This window comes from Streptomyces sp. So13.3 (assembly GCF_005860785.2).
GTDB lineage: Bacteria > Actinomycetota > Actinomycetes > Streptomycetales > Streptomycetaceae > Actinacidiphila > Actinacidiphila fildesensis.
The window spans coordinates 3029119-3051317 of record NZ_CP048835.1 but is presented as its reverse complement, the minus strand read 5'-3'; the positions used below and the strand labels follow the sequence as shown (position 1 = coordinate 3051317).

Below are 22199 nucleotides of genomic sequence, written 5' to 3'. Positions count from 1 at the left end.
AGCCAAGATCAGTCCTCGATGTTCCACACATGGATGCGCTACTTCTCCCCGAACCCGGTCCACCACCGGCTCGGCCTGGTATGCCTCGGCGTCGGCATGCAGCACGGAGCGCTGCCCACCGTCGGGCCGCGCACCATCGACCACCACGTCGCCGTCGTCATCAGCGCCGGCTCCGGCTGGTTCCGGCACCGCGGCGGCGACGCCGTGGAGATCACCGCGCCCACCCTGCTGTGGCTCACCCCCGACGCCGAACACCACTACGCGCCGCACCCCGGCAGCGGCTGGGACGAGAGCTTCGTCGACTTCACCGGACCGGCCGCCGCCACCTACACCGAACTCGGCTACATCGAGCCCGACCGGCCCATCGTCCCGCTCAGCGACACCACGGGACCGCGCGCCGTCATCGCCCGCATCGCCCGCGCGGCCCGCCCCGGAAACCCGCTCCTGGAAGTCGAGAGCTCCGCCGCCGTCCATGAACTCCTCGTCGCCCTGCGCCGCGCCCGCGCCGACACCACCGGCGACGGCGACCGGGTGCTCGACGCCCTCGCCCGCGACGCGTTCCTGCCGCTGACCATCGCGGAACACGCCGCCCGGCACGGCATGACGCTGGCCGAACTGCGCGCCGCGGTCCGCCGCAGCGCCGGCTGCAGCCCCAAGGACTACCTGCTCGGCATCCGGCTCGGCCGCGCCAAGGAACTCCTCGCCGCCACCGACCTGCCGGTCGCCGCCGTCGCCCGCCGCGTCGGCTACGAGGACCCCGCCTACTTCAGCCGGCTGTTCACCCGCCGGGTCGGCGCCGCCCCCGTACGCTTCCGCGAACAGCAGTACCGCACCGTCCCCGGCGGCTGGTCCACCGACCACCTCGACCCCCGGAAGATCACCCGGCAGGCCGCAGATCACCCCGGGCCGTGACCTGGACCACCTCGTACGGCAGCATGTCCGGCATGCCAGCCCTGACTCGCGCCGAGGCCGAGACCCGCGCCCGCCTGATCGACGTTCACCATTACGCGATCCACCTGGACCTCACCCGCGGCGACGCGACCTTCCGCTCCACCACGGTGATCCGCTTCAGCGCGCGTGAAGCCGGCGCCGCCACCTTCATCGACCTCAGGCCCGCCGCACTGCACAGCGCCGCACTCAACGGCCACGCGCTCGACCCCGGCACCCTGGACGACGGCCGGCTCCCGCTCACCGGGCTGCGGGCCGACAACGAACTGCGGATCGACGCGGACATGCACTACTCCCGCACCGGCGAAGGCATGCACCGCTTCACCGACCCCGCCGACGGCGAGGTCTACACGTACTCCCAGCTCGGCCTCGACCACAGCCCCGCGTTCGCCGCCACGTTCGACCAGCCCGACCTCAAGGCCGTCTTCGACGTCACCGTCACCGCCCCGCCCGCCTGGACCGTCCTCGGCAACGGCATAGCGCAGCGCACCCGCGCCGGCGAAGGGCACTGGCAGCTCGCCAAGACACCGCCCATCAGCACCTACCTCCTCGCGGTCGCCGCGGGCCCCTGGTACAGCATCCGCACCGAACACGCCGGACTGCCCTTCGGCCTGCACGCCCGCAAGAGCCTGGGACCGCACCTGGAGAGCAACGCGGCCGAGCTCCTCGACACCACCCGCCGCTGCTTCGACCGTTACCACGAGATCTTCGACGAGCCCTACGCCTTCGACTCCTACGACCAGGCGTTCGTCCCGGAGCTCAACTGGGGCGCCATGGAGAACCCCGGCCTCGTCACCCTCCGCGACGAATACGTCTACCGCTCCGCCGTCACCCACACCGAACGCCAGAGCCGGGCCGTCGTCATCGCCCACGAAATGGCCCACATGTGGTTCGGCGACCTCGTCACCCTGCGCTGGTGGGACGACATCTGGCTCAACGAGTCCTTCGCGGAGTACCTCGGCTACCAGGTGCTCGCCGAAGCCACCGGCTTCACCAGCACCTGGACCGACTTCGCCATCGCCCGCAAGATCTACGGCTACGACGCCGACCAGCGCCCCTCCACCCATCCCGTCGCCCCGGAAGCCGTCCCCGACACCGCCTCCGCGATGCTGAACTTCGACGGCATCTCCTACGCGAAGGGCGCCTCCGCACTGCGGCAGCTCGTCGCCTGGCTCGGCACCAGGGACTTCCTCGCGGGCGTCAACGACCACATGGCCCGGCACCGCTTCGGCAACGCCACCCTCGACGACTTCATCGAGTCCCTCGCCGGCGCCACCGACCGCGACGTCCGCAAATGGGCCGCGCAGTGGCTGCGCACCACCGGCGTCGACACCCTCCAGCCGCACTTCGACGGCCCCGCCGCACCGTTCATCGCCCGTACCGGCAGCCGCCCGCACCGCATCGGCGTCGGCCTGTACGACCGCGCCGTGACCGACCCGTGCCGGCTCGTCCTGCGCGAACGCCTCGCAGCGGACCTCGCCGCCCCCCGCGTCCCGCTGCTGCCCGAAGGCCGCCCCGTCCGCCCCGACCTGGTGCTGCTCAACGACGGCGACCTCAGCTACACCAAGATCCGCTTCGACGACCAGTCGTGGACCACCGTCACCGAATGCCTCAGCGGCCTGCCCGACCCGCTCTCCCGCGCCGTGGTCTGGAACGCCGCCCGCGACCTGGTACGCGACGGCGAACTGCCGCCCGGCGACTACTTCGAGCTCGTGCTGCGGCACCTGCCCGCCGAGACCGACCCCGCCATCGTCCAGGGCGTCCTCGCCTTCACCCGCGGCCAGCTCATCGACCGCTACCGCGGCCCCGCCCGCCGCACCGCCGACCTCACCCTGCTCGCCGGTGTCTGCCGCACCTTTCTGTACGGAGCCGACACCGCCCTGCACCTCAGCGCTGCCCGCACCCTCATCGACTGCGCCGTCACCGGATCCGACACCGCACGGCTGCGCGACTGGCTCACCGCCGGCCGGATCACCGACGGACCCGCCCTCGACCCCGAACTGCGCTGGCAGCTGCTGCTCCGCCTCACCGTCCTCGGCGCCGCCACCCCTGGGGACATCGCCGCGGAACTCGCCCGCGACCCCAGCGCCTCCGGCGAGGAGGGCGCGGCCCGCTGCCGCGCCGCCCTCCCCGACCCGCAGGCCAAACACGCCGCCTGGACCTCGATGTTCGGCGACGACTCCCTGTCGGTCTATCTGTTCACCGCCACTGCCCAGGGCTTCTGGCAGCCGGAACAGCACCATCTGCTGCACGGGTACGTACCGCACTACTTCGCGGCGGCCACCGCCGTCGCCGCCCGCCGCGGACCCGCGCTCGCCACCGCCGCCGGCCGGCACGCCTTCCCCACCACGGCCACCGACATGTCCACCCTGCGGCTCGGCGGCGAATGCCTGCGCGACGCGAACCCGCTGCCGGCCCTGCGCCGCCAGCTCGCCGACCAACTCCACGACCTGCAAAGGGCGTTGAAGATCCGGGCGACATACCCCGAGCCGGCCGACGACACCGTCCGCGGCTAGGCCACGGCGACGCCACGGCCCAGGACCGTTCCACCAGGGTGCCCGCCGGCCGGGCGGGCACCCTGCGCCAAACCCTGCCACGAAGCGTCCGACCTGCCCGATCACACCGCCCTGACCACCCCCCCGCACGGCCGGAATCCGATCCTCCGCACCGGCCCCGCAATACCCCTGACCGGTGGCTCTCGTTGAGCACACCGGGCGGAACCGCCCGCCCGACAGGCAGCGACCGCGAAGGGGCCACCCCATGCCACCCCAGCTCGCCGGAGGGATCACAGGACCCGGCCACCTGCGCCCCCTGCTGGACACCGTCCTCGACGCACTGACCGCCGGCGCCACCGCCCGCGGCGGACCCCTCCCCCATAAGCGGCCGACACCGTCGCCCGGCACGTACGCGACGCGTGCGCCCCCCGTCATCCCACACCGGAACCGGCGCGGAACACGCGCTGCGCACCCTCGTCCACGCCCTCGCCGCCGGAGCCGCCGACCCCGCGCACCCGCGCTGCGTCGCCCATCTGCACTGCCCGCCGCTGGCCCTCGCCGTCGCCGCGGACCTCGCCGCGAGCGCCCTCAACCAGTCCCTCGACTCCTGGGACCAGGCACCCGCCGCCAGCGCCCTCGAAGCCGAGACCACCGCCGCCCTCGCCGCCCTCGTCTACCCCGGCCACCGCGCCCCCGACGCCCTCGTCACCAGCGGCGGCACCGAGTCCAACCACCTCGCCCTGCTGCTCGCCCGCGAACGCCACCCCGGCGGACCGGCCCTGCGGGTCGTGTGCGGAGCCAACGCCCACCACAGCATCCAGCGCGCCATCTGGCTCCTGGGCCTGCCACCGGCCCACGTCCTGCCCACCCCCGCCGGCACCCTCGATCCGGCCACCCTCCACACCGCCCTCGGCGAGCTCCGCGACCCCGGCCCCGTCCTCGTCGTCGCGACCGCCGGAACCACCGACACCGGCGCCATCGACCCGCTCCCCGAGATCGCCCACCACACCGCCGCCCACGGCGCCGAACTCCACATCGACGCCGCCTACGGCGGACCCCTGCTGTTCAGCGACCGCGCGGCACACCGCCTCGACGGCCTGCCGTTCGCCGACTCCGTCACCCTCGACCTGCACAAACTCGGCTGGCAGCCCATCGCCGCCGGCCTGCTCGCCGTACGCGACACCACCGCCCTGCGGCCGCTCGCCCACCAGGCCGACTACCTCAACGCCGACGACGACACCGAAGCGGGCCTCCCCGACCTCCTCGGCCGCTCCCTGCGCACCACCCGCCGCCCCGACGTGTTCAAGATCGCCGTCACCCTCCGCGCACTGGGCCGCGAAGGACTCGGCGCCCTCGTCGACACCGTCTGCGACCAGGCCCAGCACCTCGCCGACCTCATCGACGCCCACCCCGCCCTCACCCTGCGCGGCCGCCCCGAGATCAGCACCGTCCTGTTCCGCCCCACCCACGCCGACGACACCCACGTCGCCGCCCTCCGCCGCCGCCTCCTGCACGAAGGCCACGCCGTACTCGGCCGCGCCCACGCCGACGGACGCCTCTGGCTCAAAGCCACCCTGCTCAACCCGCACACCCGGCCCGCCGACCTCACAGCGCTCCTGCACCTCACCACGGAAGGCACCACGGCCCGATGACGACAGCGCCCCCCACCCCGGAACCCACCGAACCCGCCACCCCCGAAGAACCCCTCGACCTCCTCGGCATCGGCATCGGCCCCTTCAACCTCTCCCTCGCCGCCCTCGCCGACGGCATCCCCCACCTCACCGCCGCCTTCTACGACCAACGGCCCTCCTTCCAATGGCACCCCGGCCTGCTCATCGACGGCGCCACCCTCCAGGTCCCGTTCCTCGCCGACCTCGTCACCCTCGCCGACCCCACCAGCCGCTGGTCGTTCCTCTCCTACCTCAAAACCCGCGAACGCCTCTTCCCCTTCTACTTCGCCGAGCGCTTCCACATCCACCGCGCCGAATACGACGCCTACTGCCGCTGGGTCGCCGACACCCTCACCACCACCCACTTCGGCCAACAGGTCGACACCGTCCGCTGGAACCCCGGCCGCGCCCTGTTCGAGGTCGACCACACCCACCTCGACCGCAACGGCGAAGCCGAAGCCCTCGGCCGCACCCACGCCCGCAACCTCGTCATCGGCATCGGCACCAGCCCCTACGTCCCCGAACCCCTGCGCCCCCTCGCCGAAGCCCCCACCGTCCCCGTCATCCACTCCAGCGACTACGTCAACCAGCGCGCCCGGCTCCTCGCCACCGACCACATCACCGTCGTCGGATCAGGACAGTCCGGCGCCGAAGTCTTCCTCGACCTGCTGCGCGCCCGCCCCGCCGGCCGCGAACGCCTCACCTGGATCGCCCGCACCCCCGCCTTCGCACCCATGGAATACAGCAAACTCGGCCTCGAACAGTTCACCCCCGACTACACCCGCTACTTCCACGGCCTCGCCGAACCCGTCCGCGACCAGCTCGTCCCCCAGCAGTGGCAACTCCACAAAGGCATCGACCACGACACCATCAACGCCATCCACGACGAGCTCTACCGCCGCACCCTCGACGGCGGCTGGCCCGACGCCACCCTCACCCCCGGCGTCACCGTCCGCACCGCGGGACGCCTCGGCAGCACCGGCATCGAACTCCACCTCGAACACGAACAACAAGGCACCCGCAGCCGCCTGCAGACCAGCGCCGTCATCCTCGCCACCGGCTACCGCGAACGCTCCGTCGACCAACTGCTCGCCCCGCTCCACCCCTACCTGCGCCGCGACGCCGCCGGCCGGCCCCGCATCGACGCCGACCACCGGCTCGCCCTCGACCCGTCCATCAGCGGCGCCGTCCACATCCAGAACGCCAACCGCCACACCCACGGCGTCGGCGCCCCCGACCTCGGCCTCGTCGCCTGGCGCTCCGCCGTCATCCTCAACGCACTGACCGGCAAGGAGCCCTACCCCCTGCCGGCCAGAACGTCGTTCACCACCTTCGGCCTCGACGGGACGGCCGCCTCCAACGTGCCGACTAGAACAGCGGCACTCCGTCGCGGGTGAGCTTCCAGCTGTCACCGCCGAAGGCGGACGGATCGATCGAACCGTTCGCCTTCACCCACGCGATGATCGTGTTCCGGATCTCGTCCGAATTCGCCCACACCGACGGCGTCGCCGCCACATGCGGGAAATTGCCGCCACCGTTCGCCCGGTAGTTGTTCACCGCCAGCACGAACTTCGCCGACGGATCCAGCGGCGCGCCCTGGAACGTCAGATTGGTGATCCGCGAACCCACCGGCTTCGCGATGTCGATCTCGTACGACACCCCGCCCACCACGTCGTAGTTGTAGTCCGGAGTGCTGTCCGCGTTCGTCAGCTTCGACACATCCACCACCGCACCCGCCGCGGTCTGCACGAAGTACTTCGCCGAGAACTCCAGATAGTCCTTCACCTGCGCACCCGTGAGCACCCGCGCGTCCAGCGTGTTCTCGTACACATACAGACCCGCCACATCCCGCAACGACACCTGACCCGCCGGAATCGCCGCCGTCCGCGAGAAACACGCCGCCTGCGACAGCACCGGCAGCGCCGCGTACGCCGTCCCCGCCAACGCAGCCTTCACCGTCTGGCTCTGCACCGCGTTGATGAAGTCGATGATCGGCGTGTCCTTGTACGGTGCCTCGGTCGCCGCCATCGCGACCGTGCACGTACCGACCACCTGGTTCACATACGCCACGACCTTGTCGTGCTCCGCCTTCACCAGCTTCACCACATGCGGGTCCTCCGCCACCGCGTTCGCGTTGCGGACCTCCGCCACCACCGACGTCACCGACCAGCGGCCCCGCGAGAACTCCAGCCCGATGTCGAAGACACTCAGCCGCATCCCCCACATCAGCGGCTCCGACAGCACCACGTTCTTGCCGGACACCGTGTTGACGACCGTGCGCGACGCGACCTCCTTGTGCGTGTGCCCCACCAGGATCGCGTCGATCCCCGGCACCTGCTCCGCCACCAGCGACGACGCGTTCTCCGGATACGGCAGCGCGTCCCCGTACGACGTACTGCCGTCAAGACCCGAGTGATCCGTACAGATCACCACGTCACAGCCCAGCGCCCGCAGCTTCGGCACATAGATCTTCGCCTGCTCCACCAGACCCGGGAACGCCATCTTCCCCTGCACATTGGCCTTGTCCCAGATCGCGATCCCCGGATTCGTCAGCCCCAGGATCCCGACCTTGATGTCCTGCCCGCCGTGCACCCTGATCCGCTTGATCGTGTACGGGGGGAACGCCGGCTTCAGCGTCTTCGCGTCCACCGCGTTCGCCGCCAGCAGCGGGAAGTCGCACTGCTCCTGGAATTTGCGCAGCACCGGAATGCCGTAGTTGAACTCATGGTTGCCCAGCGCCGCCGCGTCGTACCGCATGTGGTTCATCGCCAGCGCCATCGGGTGCACCGGTGCGCGCTTGCCGGCGGTGCCGGTGATCGGGTCCACCCGCGCGTAGTAGTACGACAACTGCGTGCCCTGGATGATGTCGCCCGCGTCGATCAACAGGGTGCGGTCGCAGCCCTTCTCTGCACGCGCCTGCTCCACCAGCGTGGAGATCTTCGCCAGACCCACGTCGTTGTGGGTGCTGTCGTCGTACTCCTTGTCCGTGAAGTAGTCCCAGTTGAAGACATGGCCGTGCAGATCCGTCGTGCCCAGCACCCGCAGCGAGTACGTCTTCGGGCCGTGTCCGTGCCCACGCCCCTCGTCGTGCGCCTGCGCCGGCGCGGCGCCGGCAACGGCCCCCGTGGCGCCCGCGAGCGCCACCCCCGCACCCGTGGCGGCGGAACGGTTGAGGAAGGTCCTTCGGTTGAGCGGCATGTCGGCTCCTGGTCTGTCCGGTGATGTAACGCGCGTAGATTCTGGCGCAGGAACACCACCCCGCAACACCCCCCAGGCATTTCCATCAGATGTCCCGCCGGAGAATGCCCCGCCTGCGACAGTGGGGCACATGGCCACAGAAACGGACAGGACCCACCCGACCGCCGAAGCTCCGCACGTCGGCGTCCGCGGCGAAGCCACCCTCGAGGTCGAACCCGAACTCGCCCGCATCGCCGTCACCGTCAGATCCCGCGGCGCCGACCGCCGCCACACCCTCGACGACCTCACCCGCCGCAACACCCAGGCCCTCGACCTCATCAAGAGCTACGGCGAAGCCGTCGAGAAGATCGAAACCGGCACCTTCGGCCTCACTCCGGAACTCCGCGAAAAAGGCCGCGACCGCGGCGAGAAGATCCGCGCCTACCACGGCGTCGTACGCATCGGCGCCACCCTCACCGACTTCACCGCCCTCGGCGAACTCACCACCCGCCTCGCCGACCTCGAACTCACCTCCGTCGACGGCCCCTGGTGGTCGCTGCGCCCCCAGTCGACCATCTACCGCGAAGCCCGCAGGCAAGCCGTCCACGACGCCGTCCAACGCGCCCGCGAATACGCCGAAGCCCTCGGCTCCACCCTCACCGCCCTCATCGAACTCGCCGACGAAGGCGTCCAGCAGGCCACCCCCTACCCCCGACAGGCCTTCGGCGCCATGAGCTCCCGCGCCGCCGGCGGCCCCGGCATGGCCGACTTCGCCCCGCAGTCCCTCGACCTCGAACCCGAACGGCAGAACGTCTCCGCACACGTCACCGCACACTTCACCATGACCCCGCCCCCGCTCGGCTGACCCGGCGGCCCTCCACCCGGCCCCCACCGGGACCCGCCACGCTGCTCACATGAGCACTGCCATGCACGTTCGACACTTGTCAACAACCGTTAATCCAGCCGACGTTGGACAGTCGCCTCCACCCATCTGCCTACCCGTCAGTAAGTCATAGGCTCGAAACATGCGCCGAGCAAAAATTGTCTGCACCCTGGGCCCCGCCACCGACAGCTACGACCAGATCAAGGCACTCGTCGAAGCCGGAATGGACGTCGCCCGCCTCAACCTGAGCCACGGCTCCTACCCCGACCACGAGGACCGCTACCACCGCGTACGCAAAGCCTCGGAAGAGACCGGACGCAGCGTCGGCGTCCTCGCCGACCTTCAGGGCCCGAAGATCCGCCTCGGCCGCTTCACCGAAGGCCCCGTACTCCTTGAACGCGGCGACGAATTCACCATCACCGTCGAAGACGTCGAAGGCGACCGCCAGCGCTGCGGCACCACCTACAAAGGACTCGCCGCCGACGTCACCAAAGGCGAACGCATCCTCGTCGACGACGGCCGCGTCACCCTCGAAGTCACCGAAGTCCAGGGCTCCCGCGTCCACACCATCGTCATCGAAGGCGGCATGGTCTCCGACAACAAGGGACTCAACCTCCCCGGCGTCGCGGTCTCCGTCCCCGCCCTCTCCGAAAAAGACATCGAAGACCTCCGCTGGGCCCTGCGCATCGGCGCCGACATCATCGCCCTCTCCTTCGTCCGCAGTGCCCAGGACGTCATCGACGTCCACCGCATCATGAAGGAAGAGGGACGCCGCGTCCCCGTCATCGCCAAGATCGAGAAGCCGCAGGCCGTCGACAACCTCGAAGAGATCGTCGACGCCTTCGACGGCATCATGGTCGCCCGCGGCGACCTCGGCGTCGAAATGCCCCTCGAAGCCGTCCCCATGGTCCAGAAGCGCGCCATCAAACTCGCCAAGCGCAACGCCAAACCGGTCATCGTCGCCACCCAGATGCTCGACTCCATGATCGACGCATCCCGCCCCACCCGCGCCGAAGCCTCCGACGTCGCCAACGCCATCATGGACGGCACCGACGCCGTCATGCTCTCCGGCGAAACCAGCGTCGGCAAACACCCCATCGAAACCGTCAAGGTCATGGGCCGCATCATCTGCGCCTCCGAGGAAGAGATCCTCTCCTCCGGCCTCCCCCCGCTCACCGAACGCAACAAGCCCCGCACCCAGGGCGGCGCCGTCGCCCGCGCCGCCGCCGAAATGGGTGACTTCCTCGGCGCCAAGTACCTCGTCGCCTTCACCCAATCAGGCGACACCGTCCGCCGCCTCAGCCGCTACCGCTCCCCGATCCCCCTCCTCGCCTTCACCCCCGAACCCGCCACCCGCTCCCAGCTCAACCTCACCTGGGGCGTCGAAACCCTCCTCGGCCCCATGGTCCAGACCACCGACGAGATGGTGGACCAGGTCGACGAAGCGCTGCTCCGCATCGGCAAGTGCCGCAAGGGCGACGTCGTGGTCATCACCGCCGGCTCCCCGCCGGGCGTGCCCGGCACGACGAACATGGTGCGCGTGCACCACATCGGCGAGGACGACTCCCCGAAGTAGCCGGACCACTCCGTGGGGCTCAGTACTTGGGCCCCACATGCAGGTCCATCAACGCGACGGACGCGCGGCGCGCGACGGAAACGTTGTACGGGTCCTTGCCGCGACGGGTGACTTTCCATTCGACGCCGACCTTGTCGAGGGTGTCGCTGAACAGGGCGCGGATGTCGTCCGACTTGTTGGTGAAGAAGTACCGCGGGTACTCGTAGCGCTTCGGCTCGCCGCCGACGATCCGGGTGGTCCAGTTGGCGATCCGGCACCCGTCGGAGTGGATGAGCCCCCGGATGAACTCCCACGGGTGGGCGTCGACGATCTCCTGCTGCCAGGGTTCGAGGACGATGCGCCGCTCGTGCTTCTTGCCCGGGGCGTGCTGCGGGAAGAGGCACGGCCAGTGCTTGCTGGTGGACGTCACCATGGTGCAACCCGCCCTGCGTACGCGGCAGACGGCGTTGTCCGGGTGAATCGCGCGGATCGCCGCTTCGCAGGACTCGATGAGACCCGGCCACAAAACCGCGCAGGCGATCCGGAGGGCGAAGACGCCGCGCGGCTGGGCGCTGAGGCATCCGTCGCCGAGGTAAAGGCCCAGAAGATAGGTGTAGGCAGGGCGTCGGAGAGCGGTAGATGTGGTGCAGCGAAAGCATTCGGCCTTCCGCTGGATCGGCTCAACGCAGACGTGCCAATCGCGGATCGTGGCGCGGGATATCCCGGTCAGGCCGCTGATGGAGTTGAGGCTGCGCCCTTCGGCGACCAGGGCGAGCACTCGATGCCTGGTTTCGATGTCGTACACACGGGCGATCTTGGCCTGGCATTTGTGCCAGCAAGCCGAATCGAAGCCTTGTTCACTCCGACTGGTGAAGATCGCCAAGCCGCGAAGGCCTTGGAATTGAAGGGAAAGTGCCCCGAGTCGGATTCGAACCGACGCTGGATGGGTTTTGAATCCATGGCCTCTACCGCTGGGCTACCGGGGCCCCCTTCGAAACAAAGGGTAGCGCAATCCCTCCGTGCTCCAAAGATACAGGAGCTAGGTAGGCTCAGGGGGCAGTACCCCCCGCCATGATCGAGGAGTCCCGTTGAGCGCCGCCGAGCCCATAGACGAGCAGTCGCACGTACCGCCGATGACGACGCGCGTCGTCATCGCCGAGGACGAGGCACTGATCCGGCTCGATCTCAAGGAGATGCTGGAGGAAGAGGGCTACTCCGTCGTCGGCGACTGCGGCGACGGTGAGACCGCCGTCAAGCTGGCCGAGGAGCACCGGCCGGATCTGGTGATCCTGGATGTGAAGATGCCCGTCCTGGACGGGATCTCCGCCGCCGAGCTGATCGCGAAGGCGAAGATCGCGCCGGTGCTGATGCTGACCGCGTTCTCCCAGCGGGAGCTCGTGGAGCGGGCCCGGGATGCCGGGGCGATGGCGTATCTCGTGAAGCCGTTCAGCAAGAGCGATCTGGTGCCGGCCATAGAGATGGCGGTGAGCCGCTTCCAGGAGCTGCGGGCGCTGGAGCTCGAGGTCGCGGATCTGTCGTTGCGGCTGGAGACCCGGAAGCTGGTGGACCGGGCGAAGAGTGTGCTGCAGACGAAGTACGGGCTGTCCGAGCCGGCGGCGTTCCGCTGGATCCAGAAGACGTCGATGGACCGCCGGATGTCGATGCAGCAGGTCGCGCAGGCCGTGATCGACGAGGTTCCGGAGAAGTAGCGCGCGCTGGACATGGCGAAGGGCCCGCACCGTTTCCCGGTGCGGGCCCTTCGTCGTGGCGGGTCAGTCCTCGCCGAGGTACGCCTTCCGCACGGATTCGTCGTGCAGGAGGTTGGAGCCGGTGCCCGACAGGACGATCTTGCCGATCTCCATGACGTGGCCCTGGTCGGCGAGCGAGAGCGCGGCCTGCGCGTTCTGTTCGACGAGCAGGATCGTGGTGCCCTGGGCCTTGAGTTCCACGATGGTGTGCATGATCTTCTGCATCATGATCGGGGAGAGGCCCATGGAGGGCTCGTCGAGCATGAGCAGCTTGGGCTGGCACATCAGGGCCCGGCCCATGGCGAGCATCTGCTGTTCACCGCCGGAGAGGGTGCCGGCGGCCTGCTTCTGCCGTTCCCCGAGGATGGGGAAGAGCTCGTAGGCGCGCTGGATGTCCTTGGTGATGCCGGCGGAGTCCTTGCGGAGGAACGCGCCGAGTTGCAGGTTCTGCTCGATGGTGAGGCGCGGGAAGATGTGCCGGCCTTCGGGGGAGTGTGCGAGCCCGAGGGAGACGATCTTGTGCGCCGGTACCCGGGCGAGCGGCTGGCCGTCGAAGACGATACGGCCGGCGACGGGCTTGATCAGCCCCGACAGGGTCCGGAGCGTGGTGGTCTTGCCCGCGCCGTTGGTGCCGATCAGGGTGACGATCTGGCCGGCCTCGACGCTGAACGAGATGCCCTTGACGGCCTCGATCTTGCCGTAGGCGACGCGCAGGTCCTCGACTTCGAGAAGTGCGGTCATTGGTCGTCCTCCGTCTTGCTGATGTTGCGCGCTTCCGCGGCTTCGATCTCGGCGCCGGCTTCGTCCTCGGGTGCGCCTTCGAAGGGTTCGCCGAGGTACGCGGCGATGACGCGGTCGTCGCGCTGGACGACCTCGCTGGTGCCTTCGACGAGTTTCTCGCCCTGGACGAGGACGGAGACGCGGTCGCAGAGGTTGAAGATGAAGCGCATGTCGTGCTCGATGACGAGTACGGAGATGCCCTGGTCGCGGACGGCGAAGACGAGTTCTTCGGTCGCCCGGGTCTCCTGGGGGTTCATGCCCGCGGTGGGTTCGTCGAGGAGCAGCAGTCCGGGTTCGCTGGCGAGGGCGCGGGCGATTTCGAGCTTGCGCTGTTCGCCGTAGGGCAGGTTGCGGGCGAGGTGCTCGGCCTTGTCGGCGAGTCCGGTGAACTCGAGGAGTTCCATGGCGCGTGCGCGGGATTTCGCTTCGGCGCGGTGGTAGCCGGGTCCGCGGATGAGGGCGGAGAGCAGGCCTTCCTTGGTGCGGGTGTGGCGGCCGACGAGCACGTTCTCCAGGACGGTCATGTTGGCGAAGAGCCGGATGTTCTGGAAGGTGCGGGCGATGCCGGCCTTGGTGACGAGGTGGGGCTTGGGCGGCAGGACGTTGCCCTGGTACTTCACCGTGCCTTCGGTGGGCACGTAGAGACCGGTGAGGCAGTTGAAGAAGGTGGTCTTGCCGGCGCCGTTGGGGCCGATGAGGCCGACGATCTCACCGGTGTTGACGGTGAGGTCGACGTCGCGTACGGCGGTGAGGCCGCCGAAGCGCATGATGACGCCGCTGGCTTCGAGGAGCGGGGTCCCGGCGGGGGCTTGGGTGGTCGTGGTCATGGTGTCTTTCACGCCCCTGCCTTGCCGGGGAGGACCAGTGCGTCGTCCGCGTGGAATTCGAGCTGGCGGCGCCGGTTGGCGATGAGGCCCTCGGGGCGGAATCGCATGAGGAGGATCAGGGCGATGCCGAACGCGAACAGCTCGTAGTTCTGCAGGAAGCCGAGCTTCTCGGGGATGAGGTAGAGCAGTGAGGCGCCGAGGATCGGGCCGCTGACGGTACCCATGCCGCCGAGGACGACGGCGGCGAGGAGGAAGGCGGAGTTGGGGGGTGCGGCGCCGGCGAACTGGTACGGGCTGGGCACGACGTTGTAGGTGACGTGTGCGCTGACCGTTCCGGCGAGGCCGGCGAGTGAGGCGCCGAGGGCGAAGGCGATGAGCTTGACGCGGAAGCCGTTGATGCCCATGGCGGTGGCGGCGGTCTCGTCCTCGCGGATGGCGACCCAGGCGCGGCCGATCCGGGAGTTGGCGGAGCGGGTGAAGACGAGGACCACGATGACGGTGATCAGGAGCATCAGCAGGTAGTAGTTGGCGTACCGGCCGAGGGTGAAGCCGCCGATGTCGTGGGCGTCGCCGAGGTTGTAGCCGAACAGCTCCAGATCGGGGATCTGGGCGATGCCGTTGGGGCCGTTGGTGATCTTCGGTCCTGAGACACCGTCGAGGCTGTTGACGGCGAGGCGGAAGATTTCACCGAAGCCGAGGGTGACGATGGCCAGGTAGTCGCCGCGCAGTCGCAGGGTTGGTGCGCCGATGAGGACGCCGAAGACGAGTGAGGCTGCCATGCCGGTGAGGGCGGCGGCCCAGAACGGGAACTGGACGCCGGACCAGATGGAGAACTGGGAGCCGGAGACGAGTGCCGCGGCGTAGGCGCCGACGCCGAGGAAGGCGACGTAGCCGAGGTCGAGGAGGCCGGTGAGGCCGACGACGATGTTCAGGCCGAGGGCGACGGTGCCGAAGATGAGGATGTTGACGCCGAGGTTGGCGTAGTGCTCGTCGTTCTGGACGAACGGGTAGGCCAGGGCGGCGGTGAAGCCCATCGCGGAGGCGAAGCTGCGGTGTTCGGCGGTGAGCTGCGAGAACTGCCGGACGAGTCCGGAGGCGCCCAGGCCCCAGGCGCCGAAGGCGATGAGGATGAGGAGGCCGATGAAGATCTCGGAGTACTCGGTGCCGATGGCGAAGGTGAGCAGGCTGAGGCCGATGGCCGCGGCGAGGGTGATGATGAGGCGCTGGACCCAGCCGGGGAGGGTGCGCGGGTCGTTGACGGGGCGGTCGCTGTGGGCGAGGCGCAGGTCGCGCAGGGCCCGGTAGCCGCGGCGGACAGACGCGTTCTCGGCGAACCGGCCCAGTTCGTAGAACTCGCCGTCGGCGGGCAGCGCGGGCTGCCGGTCGAGGGGCAGGCCGAGGGCGCCGATCACGAGCACCAGGGTGCCGACGGCGGCGATGACGCCGCCGGGGTCGAGGTTGGCGAGGCCCTTCAGCTCGTAGGCGATGGCGATCACCGTGTACCAGGTGGTGACGAAGGTGCCGAGCGCGAGGAGCAGTACGGAGTTCTGCGAGTGGCTGGGGTTCAGCCAGCCGAGGCCCTTGACGCCGAACGCGGAGAGTGCGAAGAGCGTGGTGAGCAGGGCTCCGGCGAGGGTGAGCACCTGGAGTCCGCCGGGGTAGCCGGTGACGGTGAGGTCGCCGGGGAAGGCGGTGGTGTAGGTCCAGGACAGGAAGGTGGAGACGGCGCTGATGACGGCGCCGGCCAGGGTGACGGCTCGTGCCGCGCCGAGGGGGAGCGGGATGAGCCGGGCGGTCCTGGATTTCGCGGCCGGGAGGGTGTCCACGGCGGTGAGGGAGATGTCGGTCATACGATCACGCCCTGTCCGCGACGCGTTCGCCGAGCAGGCCCTGGGGACGGACGAGCAGCACGACGATGAGGAGGACGAAGGCCCAGACGTTGGCCCAGCTGCCGCCGCCGAGCTGTTCCATTCCGGGGATGTTGGAGATGTAGGCGGAGGCGCAGGATTCGGCGATGCCGAGGACGAGTCCGCCGAGCATGGCGCCGTAGATGTTGCCGATGCCGCCGAGGACGGCCGCGGTGAACGCCTTGAGGCCGGCCTGGAAGCCCATGTCGTACTTGACCTGGCCGTACTTGAGGCCGGAGGCGACGGCTGCGACGGCGGCGAAGAGTCCGCCGATCGCGAAGGCGATGACGATGATGCGGTTGGTGTCGATGCCCATGAGCTGCGCGGTGTCCGGGTCCTGCGCGGTGGCCTGCATGGCGCGGCCGGTGCGGCTGGTGCGGACGAAGGCGGCGAGGCCGGACATGCAGATCACGGCGACGACGACGAGGAAGATGTCACCGCTCTGGATGCTGATGGAGCCGACGTGGAACGGGCCGCCGGGCAGCTGGGGGAAGGACAGGGCGTTGTCGGCCTTCGGGTACCAGTTGAAGACTGCCTGCTGGAGTGCGAGGGAGAGTCCGATGGCGGTGATCAGTGGTGCGAGTCGTGGGGCTCCGCGCAGCGGTCGGTAGGCGAAGCGTTCCGCGCCGATGGCGATGAGGACGGCGACGAGGGAGCCGCCGATCACCATCAGTGGCAGCGCGACCCAGATGGATGTGCCGTCGGGGAGGCTCGTGTAGACCGTGAGGGCGCCGAACCCGCCGGTCATGAAGATCTCGCCGTGGGCGAAGTTGATGAGCTGGACGATGCCGTACACCATCGTGTAACCGATGGCGATGAGCCCGTACATCGAGCCGAGGAACAGCCCGTTGGCCAGCTGTTGCGGCAGGGTGTTCACCGCATGGCCTCCATGTCGCTGAGGGGAGCAGGGGGATAACAGAAGGTGGGTCCGGGTATGCGCGGGCCGCGCGGTCGGTGGTGACCAGCCGCGCGGCCCGGGTGGTGCGAGAGACGGTCAGCCGGTGTAGGTGCCGCTCTTCACGGGCTCCCACTTGCCGCTCTTGACCTGGTACACGGTGAGCTGCTTGTTGGTGGTGTCGCCGAACTGGTCGAAGGACACGTGTCCGGCGATGCCGTCGAAGTCGGTCTTCTGGACGGCTTCGACGAGCTTGCCGCGGGCGTCGTCCATGGCGGGGAGCTTGCCGCCGTTGGCGTCCATGACGGCCTTGACGCCCTTGATGATGGCGGTCGCGGCGTCGTAGGAGTAGCCGCCGTAGGTGCCGTAGTCGCCCGGGTAGCCCTTGGACTTGTACGTGGCGATGAAGTCCTTGGCGCCCTGGAGGGTGGTGACCGGGACACCGACGGAGGTGGACAGGTCGCCCTCGGCGGCTGCGCCGGCGGTCTTGATGTAGGTGTCGGAGAACATTCCGTCACCGCCCATCAGCGGGATCTTGACGTCGGCGGCCTTGAGCTGCTTGGTGATCAGCTCGGACTCGTCGTACTGGCCGCCGTAGTAGAGGATGTCGGCGCCGGAGTTCTTGATCTTGGTGACGAGGGTGGAGAAGTCCGTGTCACCGGTGTTGACGTGGTCCTCGCCCGCGGACTTGCCGCCGAGCGCGGTGAACTTGCCCTTGAAGATGCCGGCGAGGCCGGCTCCGTAGGTCTGCTTGTCGTCGACGATGTACGCCTTCTGCTTGTGCAGCGTGTTGAAGGCGTAGTCGGCGGCGAAGCCGCCCTGCAGGGCGTCCGTGGTGGCGGTACGGAAGTACGTCTTGAACGGGCGGACCTTGTCGCCGGTCGCCCAGGTCTTGCCCTGCGTCAGCGTGGGGTTGGTGTTGGACGGCGAGATCTCGACCATGTTCGCCGTGCTGAACACCTGCTGCATCGACTGGGCGACGCCGGAGTTCAGGGGGCCGACCACGCCGATGACGCTCTTGTCGGCGACGAGCGCGGTGGCGTTCTGCTGGCCGGAGGCGGGCAGGGCCTTGTCGTCGAGGGCCTTGACCTTGAACGTCACGCCGGGCACGAGCTTCTTGGCGTTGGCGTCGTCGACCGCGATCTGCACGCCGTACTGGATGCCGAGGCCGGTCGCCGAGTTCGCGCCGGTGAGCGGGGCGTCGACTCCGATGACGACGGTGGTGGTCGCGCCGTCGTCCTTCTTGCCGTCGTCGCTGCGGGACCCGCAGGCGGTAAGTGTGAGGGCCCCAGTGGTGAGCACGGAGGTCAGTATCAGCAAGGAACGGTGTCGCACGATCAGTCCTTTCCCCTGGCGCGGCCTGCTCTGGTGAGAGGCCGAGTCGTGCGCTGGAACCCGAACTGACAAATCCGGTGGCGCGGTGACTGGCCGTGACTCTAGGCCTGTGTGGGGAACTCGGGCAGCGGTGCGGGAAGAGTGTGACTGTCTTGTTATGCCGGATGGAAACTCTTGAGGTTTTGTTGAGGTTCAGTGAGGTATTTGCGTAGATTTGTCACCCTGTCCGCATGTTTTATGGCGATGTCCGGATAGCGAGAACCCGCACTTCCGCTACGGGGTGGAAGAGCTGCTGGTGGGGGTTGGGCGGCAGATTCGGTGCAGGAAAGCCGAGAGGTCGCGGGGGTAGCCGCCGCCGAAGATGAAGCTCTGATTCTGTATTGCGCGCGTGTTACGCAGCGTTACGTCGATCACGGGCAGATCGACGTCGAGTGGCAGTCCCGCGCATTTGCGCACGATCATCTTTATCGTGATGTGCCGGGTAGTTCCCTGCTTCACCGTTAATGGTGTCGAGGGGTCGATTTCGGCACCGAGTCCCTCGAATGAGGGAGTAACGCGGAGAATCGTCACCGGAGTTCCGTCCCGCACGCTGACCACGAATCCGAACACCCCCGACGCGGGTGCGGACATGGGCTGCAGATGTCCCGACTCGTAGGCGATGTAGGTGACCTGTGCAGGCCACGGGCCGGGGTCCGGCACCGGCTCCGGGGTGCGCATCGCGTGGCCCAGGCAGAGGACCGCGACGGTGGCGAGGGCCGCGGTGGCGGCCAGGACCGTACGGCGCCCCCGGTCGGACAGTGCGGCCCGGCGCACCTGCCAGCGGCCGGCCCAGCGTCCGACCCGGCCGTCGGTCCAGCGGTCGGTCCAATGGACCGGCGGGTGGAGGGAGTTGACGCTGGGTGTTCCGCCGGCGGGACCCTCCACCGGGCCGATGCCGCTCACCGCGCCAGGACCCCGGTGCGGCCGGGCGGAGCGGGGTCGGGCCGGTGGACGGGAGTGGGGGCGTGGGCGGGCGCGCAGAGGCGCCGCACGTGCCGGATCCGTGCTGCTGCCATGGCCCCCCCTGCCGAAAACGCTAGGGCCTCCGGGCCCGCGCGACAACGGTGCGGGCCCGGCCGGTGGGTCAGACCGTGGTGGCGCCGGGGCTGGCGGGGCGCAGCATGCAGGTGAGGCGGGCGGTACAGACCCGCTTGCCGTTCTCGTCGGTGATGACGACCTCGTAGGTGGCCGAGGAGCGGCCGCGGTGGACCGGGGTGGCGACGCCGGTGACGTTGCCGGAGCGGATGCCGCGGTGGTGCGTGGCGTTCAGGTCCACGCCGACGGCGAGCTTGCCGGGACCGCCGTGCAGCATGGCGCCGACGGAGCCCAGCGTCTCGGCGAGGACGGCGGAGGCGCCGCCGTGCAGCAGGCCGTAGGGCTGGGTGTTGCCCTCGACGGGCATGGTGCCGACCACCCGCTCGGGGGACGCCTCGGTGATCTGGATGCTCATACGGTCACCGAGGTGGCCGGCCGAGAACAGGGCGGGCAGGTCGAGGCCGAGGCCGGACCACTGCGCCAGGATCTCCTGCGGGAACTGCGTGCTCGTCTGCTCGCCCATGCGGCCGGCTCCGATCGTCATCGTTCGGTGGTGTCGGTGGATCAGTGAATCGGTGTACTGGTCAGCTTTCTACCTGACGGTAGTCACGATCCGTGCACCGGGGCCGTCCGCTCCAGGCGGACGACCACCGACTTCGACGCCGGGGTGTTGCTGGTGTCCGCCGTGTGGTCGAGCGGAACGAGGACGTTCGTCTCCGGGTAGTAGGCGGCGGCGCAGCCGCGCGGGGTCGGGTAGTGCACCACCCGGAAGCCGTCGGCGCGGCGTTCCGTGCCGTCGGTCCACTCGCCGACGAGGTCGGCGTAGGAGCCGTCGGGCAGGCCGAGGGCTTCCGCGTCCGCGGGGTTGACCATGACGACGCGGCGGCCGCCCTTGATGCCCCGGTAGCGGTCGTCGAGGCCGTAGATCGTGGTGTTGTACTGGTCGTGCGAGCGCAGTGTCTGCAGCAGCAGCCGGCCCTCGGGGACGGCCGGGTACTCGACCGGCGACGCGGTGAAGTTGGCCTTGCCGGTGGCGGTGGGGAAGGTGCGGCTGTCGCGCGGGGCGTGCGGCAGGGTGAAGCCGCCGGGGTGCCGGACCTTGGTGTTGAAGTCGTCGAAGCCGGGCACGACGCGGGAGATCCGGTCGCGCACCAGGTCGTAGTCGGCTTCGAGCGCGGCCCACGGGACGGCGGTGTCGTCGCCGAAGACGGCGCGGGCCAGCCGGCAGACGATCGCGGTCTCCGACAGCAGGTGCGGGGAGGCGGGCCGCAGGGCGCCGTGCGAGGCGTGCACCATGCCCATGGAGTCCTCGACGGTGACGAACTGGTCGCCGCCCGCCTGGGTGTCCTTCTCGGTGCGTCCCAGGGTGGGCAGGATCAGGGCGCGCGATCCGGTGATGACGTGCGAACGGTTGAGCTTCGTCGACACGTGCACGGTCAGTGCCGCGTTGCGCATCGCGGCCTCGGTGACGGCGGTGTCGGGGGAGGCGGCCACGAAGTTGCCGCCCATGGCGAAGAAGACCTTCGCGGTGCCGTCGCGCAGCGCGCGGATGGCGCGTACGACGTCGAGGCCGTGCTCGCGCGGCGGGGCGAACCCGAACTCCTTCTCCAGGGCGTCGATGAAGGCGGGGGCGGGGCGTTCGAAGATGCCCATGGTGCGGTCGCCCTGCACGTTGCTGTGGCCGCGCACCGGGCACACCCCGGCGCCGGGGCGGCCGATGTTGCCGCGCAGCAGCAGGAAGTTGACGACTTCCTTGATGGTGGGGACGGCGTGCTTGTGCTGGGTCAGGCCCATCGCCCAGCACACCACGACGCTCTTCGCGTCCAGGACCATGGCGAGCAGCCGGTCGATCTCCGCGCGCTCCAGGCCGGTGGCGCGCAGCACCTCGTCCCAGTCGGTGGTGCGCGCGGCGGCGGCGAACTCCTCGTAGCCGTGCGTGTGCTCGTCGATGAAGGGCCGGTCGACGGCGTCGGCCTCGACCAGCAGCCGGTTCAGGGCGCGGAAGAGCGCCTGGTCCCCGCCGAGCCGGATCTGCAGGAACAGATCGGTCAGCGCGGTGCCGGAGCCGGCCAGGCCGCGGGCGTTCTGCGGGTTCTTGAAGCGCTCCAGGCCCGCTTCGGGCAGCGGGTTGACGGTGACGATCCGCGCGCCCTGCTGCTTGGCCTTCTCCAGGGCGGAGAGCATCCGGGGGTGGTTGGTGCCCGGGTTCTGCCCGGCGACGATGATCAGGTCGGCGCGGTACAGGTCCTCCAGCAGCACGCTGCCCTTGCCGACGCCGATGGTCTCGGTGAGCGCGGAGCCCGAGGACTCGTGGCACATGTTGGAGCAGTCCGGCAGGTTGTTGGTGCCCAGCCGGCGGGCGAAGAGCTGGTACAGGAAGGCGGCTTCGTTGCTGGTGCGCCCCGAGGTGTAGAACACCGCCTCGTCGGGCGACGCGAGCGCGTGCAGCTCCTGCGCGACGATGTCGAAGGCCCGCTCCCAGGGCACCGGCACGTAGTGGTCGGCGCCTTCCGCCAGATACATCGGCTGGGTGAGCCGGCCCTGCTGGCCCAGCCAGTAGCCGCTGCGCCGTGCCAGGTCGGAGACCGGGTGCTCGGCGAAGAAGTCGGGTGTGACCCGGCGCAGCGTCGCCTCCTCGGCGACGGCCTTGGCGCCGTTCTCGCAGAACTCCGCCTTGTGACGGTGCTCGGGCTCGGGCCAGGCGCAGCCGGGGCAGTCGAAGCCGTCCTTCTGGTTGACCTTGAGCAGGGTGAGCGCGGTGCGGCGCACTCCCATCTGCTGCTGGGCCATGCGCAGGCTGTGCGCGACCGCGGGAAGCCCTGCGGCGGCGTGCTGCGGGGCTGTGACGTCGGGTGCGTCCTGTACGGGGTCGCCCGCGGGGGGTTTCGCTGCCATGTCTCCGATC

At 69.5% G+C, this 22199-nt stretch carries 16 protein-coding genes, 1 tRNA gene and 1 pseudogene; 7 read left to right on the top strand and 11 right to left on the bottom strand.

Annotation, left to right across the window (positions count from 1 at the left end):
* Positions 1–18 precede the first annotated feature (18 nt).
* The 4 genes and pseudogenes from C8250_RS13840 (at position 19) to C8250_RS13825 (ending at position 6510) form a co-directional block, all read left to right on the top strand.
* Entirely contained in the window at positions 19–912 is an 894-nt protein-coding gene (locus C8250_RS13840; protein ID WP_138358684.1) for an AraC family transcriptional regulator, read from the top strand.
* Positions 913–944: 32 nt separating this feature from the next.
* Positions 945–3464, top strand: a complete 2520-nt coding sequence (gene pepN, locus C8250_RS13835) for an aminopeptidase N (RefSeq protein ID WP_187144831.1) — start codon at positions 945–947, stop codon at positions 3462–3464.
* Positions 3465–3708: 244 nt separating this feature from the next.
* Positions 3709–5095, top strand: a pseudogene (locus C8250_RS13830) (aminotransferase class V-fold PLP-dependent enzyme).
* Positions 5092–6510, top strand: a complete 1419-nt coding sequence (locus C8250_RS13825) for a SidA/IucD/PvdA family monooxygenase (RefSeq protein ID WP_138359081.1) — start codon at positions 5092–5094, stop codon at positions 6508–6510. The pseudogene C8250_RS13830 and the gene C8250_RS13825 overlap by 4 nt, the downstream one beginning before the upstream one ends.
* Here C8250_RS13825 and C8250_RS13820 read toward each other — a convergent pair.
* Positions 6482–8311 (bottom strand): 5'-nucleotidase C-terminal domain-containing protein, encoded by a 1830-nt coding sequence (locus tag C8250_RS13820; RefSeq protein ID WP_138359079.1) that lies wholly within the window; start codon positions 8309–8311, stop codon positions 6482–6484. The genes C8250_RS13825 and C8250_RS13820 overlap by 29 nt on opposite strands.
* A gap of 130 nt (positions 8312–8441) precedes the next feature.
* Between C8250_RS13820 and C8250_RS13815 the strand changes: the two genes are divergently transcribed.
* Both C8250_RS13815 and pyk read left to right on the top strand, forming a co-directional pair.
* Complete coding sequence (locus tag C8250_RS13815) at positions 8442–9155, top strand: SIMPL domain-containing protein (RefSeq protein WP_138359077.1); 714 nt, start codon at positions 8442–8444, stop codon at positions 9153–9155.
* 160 nt (positions 9156–9315) lie between these two features.
* The gene (gene pyk, locus C8250_RS13810) at positions 9316–10749 is read left to right on the top strand and encodes a pyruvate kinase (protein WP_138359075.1); all 1434 of its coding nucleotides are present in this window, start codon (positions 9316–9318) and stop codon (positions 10747–10749) included.
* A gap of 19 nt (positions 10750–10768) precedes the next feature.
* Here the strand turns inward: pyk and C8250_RS13805 are convergent, their stop codons facing one another.
* Positions 10769–11533: a helix-turn-helix domain-containing protein gene (locus C8250_RS13805; RefSeq protein WP_138359073.1), complete on the bottom strand. Its 765-nt coding sequence runs from the start codon at positions 11531–11533 to the stop codon at positions 10769–10771.
* A 108-nt stretch (positions 11534–11641) separates the two neighbouring features.
* Positions 11642–11714, bottom strand: a tRNA-Leu gene (locus tag C8250_RS13800).
* 147 nt (positions 11715–11861) lie between these two features.
* Between C8250_RS13800 and C8250_RS13795 the strand changes: the two genes are divergently transcribed.
* Positions 11862–12437 carry a response regulator gene (locus C8250_RS13795; protein WP_232484844.1) on the top strand — a complete coding sequence of 192 codons (576 nt, stop codon included), beginning with the start codon at positions 11862–11864 and terminating at the stop codon, positions 12435–12437.
* A gap of 63 nt (positions 12438–12500) precedes the next feature.
* Here the strand turns inward: C8250_RS13795 and C8250_RS13790 are convergent, their stop codons facing one another.
* From C8250_RS13790 to C8250_RS13755, 8 genes are all read right to left on the bottom strand, one after another.
* A complete protein-coding gene (locus C8250_RS13790) occupies positions 12501–13217 on the bottom strand; it encodes an ABC transporter ATP-binding protein (RefSeq protein ID WP_138359069.1) in 717 nt (238 codons plus the stop codon).
* Positions 13214–14083 carry an ABC transporter ATP-binding protein gene (locus C8250_RS13785; protein ID WP_138359067.1) on the bottom strand — a complete coding sequence of 290 codons (870 nt, stop codon included), beginning with the start codon at positions 14081–14083 and terminating at the stop codon, positions 13214–13216. Before C8250_RS13785 ends, C8250_RS13790 begins: the two co-directional genes overlap by 4 nt.
* Before the next feature lie 8 nt (positions 14084–14091).
* A complete protein-coding gene (locus C8250_RS13780) occupies positions 14092–15933 on the bottom strand; it encodes a branched-chain amino acid ABC transporter permease (RefSeq protein WP_138359065.1) in 1842 nt (613 codons plus the stop codon).
* Positions 15934–15937: 4 nt separating this feature from the next.
* The gene (locus C8250_RS13775; protein ID WP_138359063.1) at positions 15938–16867 is read right to left on the bottom strand and encodes a branched-chain amino acid ABC transporter permease; all 930 of its coding nucleotides are present in this window, start codon (positions 16865–16867) and stop codon (positions 15938–15940) included.
* Between the two features lie 117 nt (positions 16868–16984).
* Entirely contained in the window at positions 16985–18220 is a 1236-nt protein-coding gene (locus C8250_RS13770) for a branched-chain amino acid ABC transporter substrate-binding protein (protein WP_138359061.1), read from the bottom strand.
* 273 nt (positions 18221–18493) lie between these two features.
* A complete protein-coding gene (locus tag C8250_RS13765) occupies positions 18494–19162 on the bottom strand; it encodes a hypothetical protein (protein ID WP_138359059.1) in 669 nt (222 codons plus the stop codon).
* Positions 19163–19343: 181 nt separating this feature from the next.
* Complete coding sequence (locus tag C8250_RS13760; RefSeq protein WP_138359385.1) at positions 19344–19817, bottom strand: hotdog fold thioesterase; 474 nt, start codon at positions 19815–19817, stop codon at positions 19344–19346.
* Positions 19818–19900: 83 nt separating this feature from the next.
* Complete coding sequence (locus C8250_RS13755; protein WP_138359381.1) at positions 19901–22189, bottom strand: FdhF/YdeP family oxidoreductase; 2289 nt, start codon at positions 22187–22189, stop codon at positions 19901–19903.
* Positions 22190–22199: the final 10 nt, after the last annotated feature.